9 protein-coding genes are annotated in these 9,277 nt (G+C 39.3%); 7 read left to right on the top strand and 2 right to left on the bottom strand.

Annotated elements, in window-relative coordinates:
• The first annotated feature begins 7 nt into the window (after window positions 1-7).
• Entirely contained in the window at window positions 8-172 is a 165-nt protein-coding gene (locus A5N85_RS17545; RefSeq protein ID WP_428843250.1) for a transposase, read from the top strand.
• Window positions 173-298: 126 nt separating this feature from the next.
• Window positions 299-1,201: a 1,4-dihydroxy-2-naphthoate octaprenyltransferase gene (gene menA, locus A5N85_RS03615; protein ID WP_072576017.1), complete on the top strand. Its 903-nt coding sequence runs from the start codon at window positions 299-301 to the stop codon at window positions 1,199-1,201.
• Between the two features lie 47 nt (window positions 1,202-1,248).
• On the opposite strand, the gene A5N85_RS03610 is transcribed toward menA, so the two are convergent.
• Window positions 1,249-3,312 (bottom strand): EAL domain-containing protein, encoded by a 2,064-nt coding sequence (locus A5N85_RS03610; RefSeq protein ID WP_072576016.1) that lies wholly within the window; start codon window positions 3,310-3,312, stop codon window positions 1,249-1,251.
• 192 nt (window positions 3,313-3,504) lie between these two features.
• Here A5N85_RS03610 and A5N85_RS03605 point away from each other — a divergent pair, with 192 nt between their 5' ends.
• The 5 genes from A5N85_RS03605 to A5N85_RS03585 all read left to right on the top strand — a co-directional run bounded on the left by A5N85_RS03605 (window position 3,505) and on the right by A5N85_RS03585 (window position 8,973).
• Complete coding sequence (locus tag A5N85_RS03605) at window positions 3,505-4,515, top strand: nitronate monooxygenase (RefSeq protein ID WP_072576015.1); 1,011 nt, start codon at window positions 3,505-3,507, stop codon at window positions 4,513-4,515.
• The gene (gene mnmC2 / locus A5N85_RS03600) at window positions 4,515-6,356 is read left to right on the top strand and encodes a tRNA (5-methylaminomethyl-2-thiouridine)(34)-methyltransferase MnmC2 (RefSeq protein ID WP_072576014.1); all 1,842 of its coding nucleotides are present in this window, start codon (window positions 4,515-4,517) and stop codon (window positions 6,354-6,356) included. Before A5N85_RS03605 ends, mnmC2 begins: the two co-directional genes overlap by 1 nt.
• 71 nt (window positions 6,357-6,427) lie before the next feature.
• Window positions 6,428-6,952 carry a hypothetical protein gene (locus tag A5N85_RS03595; protein WP_072576013.1) on the top strand — a complete coding sequence of 175 codons (525 nt, stop codon included), beginning with the start codon at window positions 6,428-6,430 and terminating at the stop codon, window positions 6,950-6,952.
• A gap of 6 nt (window positions 6,953-6,958) precedes the next feature.
• On the top strand, window positions 6,959-7,822 hold the full coding sequence (locus tag A5N85_RS03590; RefSeq protein ID WP_072576012.1) for a penicillin-insensitive murein endopeptidase: 864 nt from the start codon (window positions 6,959-6,961) through the stop codon (window positions 7,820-7,822).
• Window positions 7,823-8,031: 209 nt separating this feature from the next.
• Window positions 8,032-8,973: a transferrin-binding protein-like solute binding protein gene (locus A5N85_RS03585; protein ID WP_072576011.1), complete on the top strand. Its 942-nt coding sequence runs from the start codon at window positions 8,032-8,034 to the stop codon at window positions 8,971-8,973.
• 93 nt (window positions 8,974-9,066) lie between these two features.
• Here A5N85_RS03585 and A5N85_RS03580 read toward each other — a convergent pair.
• On the bottom strand, window positions 9,067-9,277 hold a 211-nt coding region (locus A5N85_RS03580), incomplete at its 5' end, for a transposase (RefSeq protein ID WP_249023922.1).

The raw sequence follows: 9,277 nt of genomic DNA, 5'->3' as shown, positions 1-9,277 counted from the left end.
GCATGAGATAGTTTGGTTACCCCCTTATAGTCCAGACTTAAATCCTATTGAAAAGATGTGGGCTTGGATTAAGCAAATAGCAAAGAATGGCGGATGGATTGTATTGATACTTTATGCTTTTATCTGCTTTGGATTGGGTTGGGTTTTAGATGATTGCACTATATGTACTTAGTTTGCTGTTAAATTTCATTTTTCTAGACTAACAGACTGTTACTGCTAGTCTAGCAACCTTGATAATTTTCTTTTAAATACGCTCATATTTACTGATAAAATGCTAATTTTTTAGTATTGAGTCTTTATGTCGTTATTTCTTTCGTTAATACGTCCTCGTACTCTACCTTTAGCTTTTGTGGTCATTCTTTGTGGAAATGCGCTTGCATTTTATGCCGGAAGTTGGCGAGTAGATATCTGTCTGTTAAGTTTGTTAACGGCTTTAAGTCTACAAATCTTATCAAATATTAGTAATGACTATGGAGATGGCATTAGAGGAACAGATAATACACGCTCTGAACTTCATCCTAAACGGCTCACGGGACAAGGTATCATTTCTCCTCATATCATTAAATACTATATTATTATTTGTTTAATTATCACACTGTCTTTAGGTATCATATTGATTATTATTAGCACGCGCTCTCTAGAAGAACGTTGGATTTTCATTTTACTTGGTGCTTTTTCTGCTGCTGCTGCATTAGGCTATACACTAGGGCGGTATGCTTATGGTTATCATGGCTTAGGAGAAATCGCTGTTTTTATTTTTTTTGGTTGGGTAGGTGTCATTGGCAGCTATGTTTTACAGACTGGAGAACTCTCTTTAGCATTATTTTTACCAGCCAGTGGTGCAGGATTACTTGCAGCTGTTGTATTAAATGTTAATAATATTCGTGATATTGACAGTGATCGTTTAGCGGGTAAACGTACATTAGCAGTAAGACTTGGTTTTATTCGTAGTCGTTTTTTTCATGCAGGATTATTACTTACAGCAGTGCTTTGTTATCTGTTATTTTCATTGTTATACATTTGGCAAAGCGCCCTATTTTTATTTGCCCTTCCTATCCTACGTAAACATGGAAAAGCTATCTTAGGCACGCCTACGCCCGTACTAGCAGCTAAAGAGTTAAAAACAGCCGTCCAGCTTAATATTGTGGTTAATACTTTATTTGTTACTGGTATATTGATAGCTGCTTGGCGGCTTAGATAAAAAATGGCGTATTATTACGCCATTTTTTATAGTGGTATTAAAGCAGCTTAGAAAAGCGGCTCATTAAAATCAAAATCAAAATGTTCCATTGCTGAAATCATTCCATCTCCCTGTAAATATTGAATATCATGAGGCCACACTCTAGAAAGCTGTGCTGGTGATTCCATACGGTCAGCAATCAATATCGTTTGATGCGCTTGTGCATATTCTTTCACAGCTGACATAAAGCGATCTTCTTCATCATCTTCAAAGGTATCAATTTCTTGCATATCCAGTTTTAATACTTCCGGCTGGATACGTTCTAAGATCTCTTTAATTTCTTCGTCAAATCGACCAATTTCTGAAATAGCAAAACGCGCTTTTAAAGGTCGCATTTTATCAATTAAACGTTTTGCACCTGAATAAGCATTATTTGCTGTATCTACTTTTAGATCAAAAACAATTTGCGCCGGCGAAATACCTGTTTGATTAAATAAACTTTCTAACCATTCAGGAAACGTTTCATCTTCAAGTGTATCAGCGCTAACCGATAGAAATCCTGTCAACCCACGCTGATCGCCATCATAAGATAAAATGTCTTGACAAAATTGGGTAAATTTTACTTGATCAATTCTTCGCCCTAACCCATACCTGTCGGCTAACTGTAGCAAAGTATCCACTTCTATTTCTTCTTCTAAACCTTCAACTGTATCAGGATTAGGAAGAATCTCTAGCTTATCAGCATAACGAGAAATACCATCAGGATTGGAAAGCATAACAATAGGTTGATACCAAAAACGTATTCTTTGTTGATCTAACATATGCGTAATTTCATTCACCCGACGCTCATCTTTACGTGTCATGTTTGCCGCAGCAGGTTCTGCAATACGTTCTTTAGATTGACTCACAGCCAATCCCCTTACAGCACGATAGCTTTTAGACAATAACTCTTCAAATGTGCTAGTTTTTCTTACCTCTAACATACCAGCAAAAGCATAAGGATGAATGAGCCGACCAATATTCTCTGGTACAAGTTCATCTAAATAGTTGACTAAATTTTGAATACGCGTAATGGCTTGCTCTTTATCTCCTGTAATCCATAGTAAAATAGAATCATCACAAAAACGCACCATTTCTGTTGAAGGCGGTAACAAACGTTCTGCTGCTTGCACGACTGCTCGAATCAAAATTTCGGCTGGTTTATATCCATCTTTCTGAAAGACTTCACGATAATTTTCCAACCAAAGATAGACCCATGTCCCTAATAACTCACTTTCACTTCTTTCTTGTGTTTGACGAATGGACGCGCGTAATAGTGTTGCATTGCCTAATCCTGTTGTTGGATCTAAGCCTCCGCCAGCGCCACCGCTTGCCGCCGCATCTCGTAAATACATTTGAACAGCCGTTTCCCCATTGATTTGCACCCGGCTTACATGTACAACCATATCTAACTTCTCCCCTTCTTTATTGTGCAATTCTATTTTCTCTGCGGGGACAACATCTTTTTCTAATGCCATTTTCATCAGCTGTTTAATATTACGTTCACTTTTTAATGGCACAAAATTCATAAAAGTTAGCTCGTTTAAAGCTTGCTCATCTTTTACTTTAAACACTTTTAAAAAAGCGGGATTGGCAGATAAAAACAAACCATCTTGGAGATAACATAGTGGATCAGGCAAATCAGCAAATAAACGCTCATAGCGCATTGCAAGCGCCTCCATATGCGTTTGAGTATCTGACATTTGATCTTCATTACCTGCTAAACGCATAATATGTTGAACAGCACGAATCGCTGATAATAAATCGCGTCTCGCACAAACAAACTCTGCACCTTGCTTAACGTATGTATCTGACGGTTCAGTAGAATCTGACTTTATCACCAATACAGGAATATTCTTACCAAGCCGATAAAGCAACTGCTTAAGCTTATCCATCTCTGGCATTTGACTATCTGCACTTAATACAATTAAGTCAGGACTAAAATTAAGCAACTGAGTTTCAGTGGCTTCTAAAGAATCAATAACTTTCTCTGTGGATAAGAAAAAACGATTTACCCCTTTTTGAAAGGCATTCATCCATTCCATATCTTGACTAATCAGTAAAAGTGCACAGGTAGGTTTTGTCTCTGCCATGAGTCATCCTTTAATCAAACAATCTTTTTAAGGTAAAGAAATATTGTATCAGAAACCAGAAAATTGCTCGTTATCTCTACGAATCTCTTTTAAAAATCATCTCCTAGCTTCCTTAATATTTTACTTCCTTACTTTGTTTTCCTCTATGAAAACTATATAATTCTGTACTCAAAACAAACTTATGGGCAGCTTATGACATTTCCGTCAAATTCTCTTCATCACGCATTATCCGCACGTTATCCTTTATGGCAAGCACCTTTACCGTTTTCTCTCATTTCTGCGTCACAAAGTGGAGAAATCTCTGAAGCTGGTGCAGTGGGTATGCTAAGAATCGGGGAAACTGCAAATTGTGCGATGCTCAACCAACAACTATCAGATTATCGACAAATGCATTCTCGCCCTTCTGTTTGTTTCATGCATCGCTTGCCTCAGAAAATGCACTGTACCTTTACTCACCATGAGAAAATCCAACAAATTCTTAGCACTATTGACTCTCCTTACACACTACCTGAACCAGATCATTTTCTAGATTTACTCGATACCGTGATTGCGACCTCTCCACGTCTCATTGGTTTTGCTTGCGGTATTCCTGAGAAAGACACTATTCACTTCATTAAAAGCCAAGATATCTTAACCTTTGCTGTTTGTCGTAATCTCTTAGAAGCTCTGGTTGCAATAGACTTTGAAATCGATATTCTCGTTTTACAAGGCAGTGAATCGGGCGGAGAACAATGTCGATTTAACAACCAACTTCCTGAGCAATCAGGTAGCGCTCTTAGCCTTCTTCAACAAGTTCGTCCACACACTAATCATCCTATTATTTTATGGGGAGATTTTACCCATGGGGCAGACATCGTAGCCGCCATTATTTCTGGAGCGCAAGGCGTCATGTTAGACAGAGCATTTGTTCAGTGTAGTCTTACTGCTGAGCAGCAAGAAAAACTCCAAACAGCTACCGAATATCACTTTTCAATAGAAGACACTCTGACCATTCATCCCTTACGCTGTTTAGCCAAACACCATTTACCTCACGAAATTTATCATCTAAATGAAATTGAAAGGGAAGCATTATTAACCTTATATTATCAGCAATTTCCAGAACAAATACCTATTTGTGCTAGCGCAACGACCAACACTTTACCTACCCAACTTAATGAATTACTGAGTACATTAGAACAACAAGTATCCACTTATCTTAACTAATGCTTTTACAATATGCTACGCTAGATTTTGTTCACTCTACACCGAATAGTGAGCAATTTAACGATATTTACTATCAACCTGAACATGGGCAGGCAGAAGCTGACCATGTCTTTATTGATGGCAACCATCTCAAAGCACGGTTTTCTGCGTTATCGCCGCATTCTCAATTTACCATTGGAGAAACAGGATTTGGAACAGGCTTAAATGTCCTACGTGCTAGCACACATTTTCTTACTTATGCTCCTAAAAATGCACAGCTCAATCTTATTAGCTGTGAGAAATATCCGATTGAATTATCCTATTTAAAAAGAATTCATCAAAACTGGGAGTTGCCCGATTGGTGGAATGCCCTTTATCAGCAATACCCTGCCAATCATCCCGGGCATCATTTGCTACGGCTTCATCCTCGGATAACGCTTTTACTGCTTATGGGCGATGCAGTTGAACAACTCCAACAAACCCATGCGCAAGTCGATGCTTGGTTTTTAGACGGATTTGCACCTGCAAAAAATCCTGAGCTCTGGCAACCCGCACTTTATCAGCAACTAGCTCGTCTTAGCACAGAAAATGCAACATTAGCCACATTCACCGCAGCGCGCATAGTAAAAGAAGGACTAATTGCTGCTGGATTTTCTATTACTAAGACAAGTGGTTACGGTCGCAAACGCGATATGATTACAGCCACATTGACCACTCCATTTACCCATTCACCGTATTGGACCGATTTGCCACCAGCCTTGTCAACGAATCATCCTATTAGAATTATTGGCGCTGGATTAGCGGGTGCGAGTACCGCTCGCGCATTAGCAGAACGCGGTTACCAAGTAACCCTTTATCATTCCCCACAGACTCATCCTGCTGCTAGCCAAGTTCCTGTTGCGGTACCTTACCTACAACCCGGCACGCAAGACACCCCCATGCGCCAATTTCATCTTGCCGCTTGGCATCATACTAAACGCTGGTTTAAGCGCCTACCGTCTCACCTTCTGGATAACATTCCGATTCATCTCACCGCTAAAGATGCTCGTCAAAAAAAACGCCATCAAACTGTCTATGCGCAACAACTACTCAATTTAGACGAGTGGGAAATTGATGACAACCATACCCTAATCTTAAAAGGATTGGGCGTTATTGACACACCTGAACTTCTTAAAGCCCTCTATACACATCCCTCTATTACCTTAAAAATAAAATCATTCACCCAGCTACCAAATGATGATATTACAACCATTCTAGCAACCGCTTGGGATTTATCCTTACTTCCCTCTGCTTGGCATAAACAACTACGCCCCTTACGCGGTCATGCCACTCTCTTTCGAGCCACTCGTCCATTACCCAATCACGCCTTTTGTGCTGGACATAGCATTCTTCCCTATCCTAACCGTCATCAAGGCTATATTGGTTCTGTCTATCATCCCAATAATGCAGATTTAACCCTTTATCCAGAAGATAACGCGCAATTATTGCATTCATTGACACAGACCTTACCCGAACATCCCGCGTGTTATCATCAACATTTTATTGGCATTCGTGCCGCTACGCGCGATTATCTTCCGTTAATTGGTCCTTTCCCTACAGTAGATATCCTTTATAACGACTATATGCCTTGGCAAAAAAATGCTAAAGCCTCCATTTTTGCTGCGCCTCAATTTTCAACACCAACCACCTATATTCATGCAGGGTTAGGTTCAAAAGGAACACTTACGGCTTTCTTAGGTGCTGATGTTATCGCTACTATGATTAGCGGCGCACCTTTACCTATTGCCTCAAATCTATTGCCATATCTGTTGCCTGCAAGAACACTCATTCGAAATATTATCCGCAATCAAATTTCAATCTAACGATTATCTTTCAATCAGTGATATCATGAATAGATTGAACTTTTCCTTTTTTAATTTTAAAAGGTATTTTTATGAAAGCACTTCTTTTTATTTTAGCCATTTGCGGATTTTACTATGGCATGAACTATTATGCCTTATCACCCGCCCCAGTTGACCGTTGGTTAAAAACCACACAATTTCCTAGTATGGAGGCTGCTGAGAAATTTTGCGATACCATTTCTCCACTAACAGAAGCTAACTACACCTATACCACAAACGGAAAAAAGAAACGTATCGCCGCCAAAACTGCCGATGATCTTTGTCCCTACTTTAAAAGTCGCGCGCTAGAAGGGACAAAATTATCTAACACAAGAATAAATATTGATAATTTACAAATTGAGCGTATCCAAAAATTCCCTTACAACGCCGCCATTGCAAAAGTTGATATCAAAATTGATGCTAACCCCAATAGAGATAACAAAAATCGTTACCAATACACACGTAAAGAAACTATCCATTTCAGCCGAAACTTTCTAGGTAACTACACCATTCACTCCTTTACTGGTAGCGAAGACATCATTCCACCTGAAGACAAACAAATTAAGCGCCGACTTTAACATTCTATGAAAAAAGCTGTCCTACTTTTAAGCGCATTTTTTTGTGCTAGCTTATATGCAAAGTACATTGAAAAACCTAATCCTTGGAGCAAAATTTCTCATCCTGTTGCTGGTTCACCACAAGCCATAGGTGGCTATTCTAATGGTTGCCAACAGGGTGCAGAAATCTTGCCTGAACAAGGCATTGGCTACTACGATATTCGTCGTTTTCGTCATCGCTACTACAGCCAACCGCAAACCATCGCCACTATCCAAGCGATTGGAAAACATGTTTATCAAACTACAGGCAACGCAATACTGATTGGGGATTTAAGTCAACCTATTGGTGGACTCATGAGCTATGCGCATATTAGCCATCAAAATGGTTTAGATGCTGATATCTATTTTGCAGCAATTCCGCAAGGCAGCATCCCTGATAGAGACCATGAACCTGATAGTGTTGTAGACCAAATCTCCGGTACTATGCGAATGGATAAATGGCAAAAAGCTTATCGAGAAGCGCTTTATGCAGCGGCACAGTCCCCCCAAACCACAAGAATTTTTGTTAATCCTATTATTAAACGCTATCTTTGTGATACTGAAGCCGATACCCGTTGGCTACAAAAAATTCGACCTTGGGGCGGACACGATAGCCATTTTCATATGCGATTGGCTTGCCCGCCCGATAGTCCATTATGCGTTAACCAAGCGCCTATTCCGCTGGGCGATGGTTGCACAGAAGACTTAAATCACTGGATTACCGACCAAAGTGAAGCTATTTTACATCCCAAACCAGCAAAACCTAAAAAGCCTAAGCCTCGCCCAGAACCTCCGAAAAGCTGTAAAGCATTGTTAATTAAAGCCTCATCCGCCAATGAAATAGCGCTATAATAGATACCGTTAACCCCTAAAAACACATATAGAGATAAATCATAACAAAACAAGAGATTATTTTTTACATCGTATGAATTTTTTGGAAATCTTGCTATAGTCAAGTTAGCTAAAAAAGACGTTTTATAAACCTTACCTAGCATTTCTAGTGATAAATAACTGTTTTTCGCTGATTGAACTATATACCCTTTCTTTTTATTGAAAATCTTATGAAAACAACTTTTAAAAAATCACCTCTTTTCCTTGCCTGCACAGCTGTACTCACTCTTACTGCCTGTGGTGGTGGCGGTGGTAGTAAAGAAATTAGCACGACTAGTAGTATTTCTAGCACCACTTCTCATACGCAATCTAGCACAATCATTATGACTTCTGATAATAATAATGGTCACAGCACTGCAAGTAATCCAGCCAAACTTACCGATACGTTAACAGGCACAACATACAAAATATATGAGCCAGATGGCGGTAAAGCTATCTATCAGGGAACATTTTCTCTTACCCCTACCCATAACAAAGATAACATCATCGTTGATGGACAAACGTTTTCCTTATTAGGAGAAATTGATGATGAGAGCAATGAAAATCTCTATCCTTTCGATAAAAATTTTACAGAAAGAGAAGATGGTCAAGATGATTCACTGGTTAGCAATTTCTTAAGCTACACACGTTTTGGGGCTTTTGGAAAAGACCTTAACAAGGATGACGATGATGACAGTGGCAATGCTTATCTATTCTACCAAGGCTATCAAACGCCTGTAGAAAATATGCCACAAAAAGGCACTGCGCACTATTTAGGTAATGCTATGTATAAAGACTATCGTCAAATGGATAAAAATAGCGGCACTGCATTTGCTAAGTCAGAATTTCGTGCAGATTTTGGTACAAAACGACTTTATGGACTGATTAGCGATGGAGTTTTTGAGCAAAAAATTGATAATCCCGCGGAAAGAGTCAATGGTAAGTTTGAACAAAGAAAACTCACCAATAATATTCGAATTGATGCCACTATTAAAGGCAGTGAATTTTCTGGACGAACTGCTGATGGCGGCGAAACCAGTGGCGCATTCTATGGGCCAAATGCCGATGAACTCGGCGGATTATTTAGAAAAGGGAATGAATATTTTGGTGCCTATGGCGCGAAGAAAAAATAAGCCTTTTAATTTTCATATAAAAAGCCTCGCATCAGCGAGGCTTTTTGTCGATAAAGAACTAATTATTTGCCCATACGCGCATTTATAGTGAAATCATCTAAAGCCCAACCCAATCCAAAGCAGATAAAAGAATAAAGTATCAATACAATCCATCCGCCATTCTTTGCGTATTTGCTTAATCCAAGCCCACATCTTTTCAATAGGATTTAAGTCTGGACTATAAGGGGGTAACCAAACTATCTCATGCCCATGCTCTTCAATGATTGCTTGAATATCACTGCGTTTATGAAAAGCGGCATTGTCC

Source organism: Suttonella ornithocola (assembly GCF_001889065.1).
GTDB lineage: Bacteria > Pseudomonadota > Gammaproteobacteria > Cardiobacteriales > Cardiobacteriaceae > Suttonella_A > Suttonella_A ornithocola.
This window is presented reverse-complemented; position numbering and strand designations above follow the sequence as displayed.

Excerpts from the sequence above, each read along its gene's own strand:
- A5N85_RS03585 (WP_072576011.1), top strand. The coding sequence starts at position 8,032 with ATGAAAACAACTTTTAAAAAATCACCTCTTTTCCTTGCCTGCACAGCT.
- menA (WP_072576017.1), top strand. The coding sequence starts at position 299 with ATGTCGTTATTTCTTTCGTTAATACGTCCTCGTACTCTACCTTTAGCT.
- A5N85_RS03605 (WP_072576015.1), top strand. The coding sequence starts at position 3,505 with ATGACATTTCCGTCAAATTCTCTTCATCACGCATTATCCGCACGTTAT.
- A5N85_RS03595 (WP_072576013.1), top strand. The coding sequence starts at position 6,428 with ATGAAAGCACTTCTTTTTATTTTAGCCATTTGCGGATTTTACTATGGC.
- A5N85_RS03590 (WP_072576012.1), top strand. The coding sequence starts at position 6,959 with ATGAAAAAAGCTGTCCTACTTTTAAGCGCATTTTTTTGTGCTAGCTTA.
- A5N85_RS03610 (WP_072576016.1), bottom strand. The coding sequence starts at position 3,312 with ATGGCAGAGACAAAACCTACCTGTGCACTTTTACTGATTAGTCAAGAT.
- mnmC2 (WP_072576014.1), top strand. The coding sequence starts at position 4,515 with ATGCTTTTACAATATGCTACGCTAGATTTTGTTCACTCTACACCGAAT.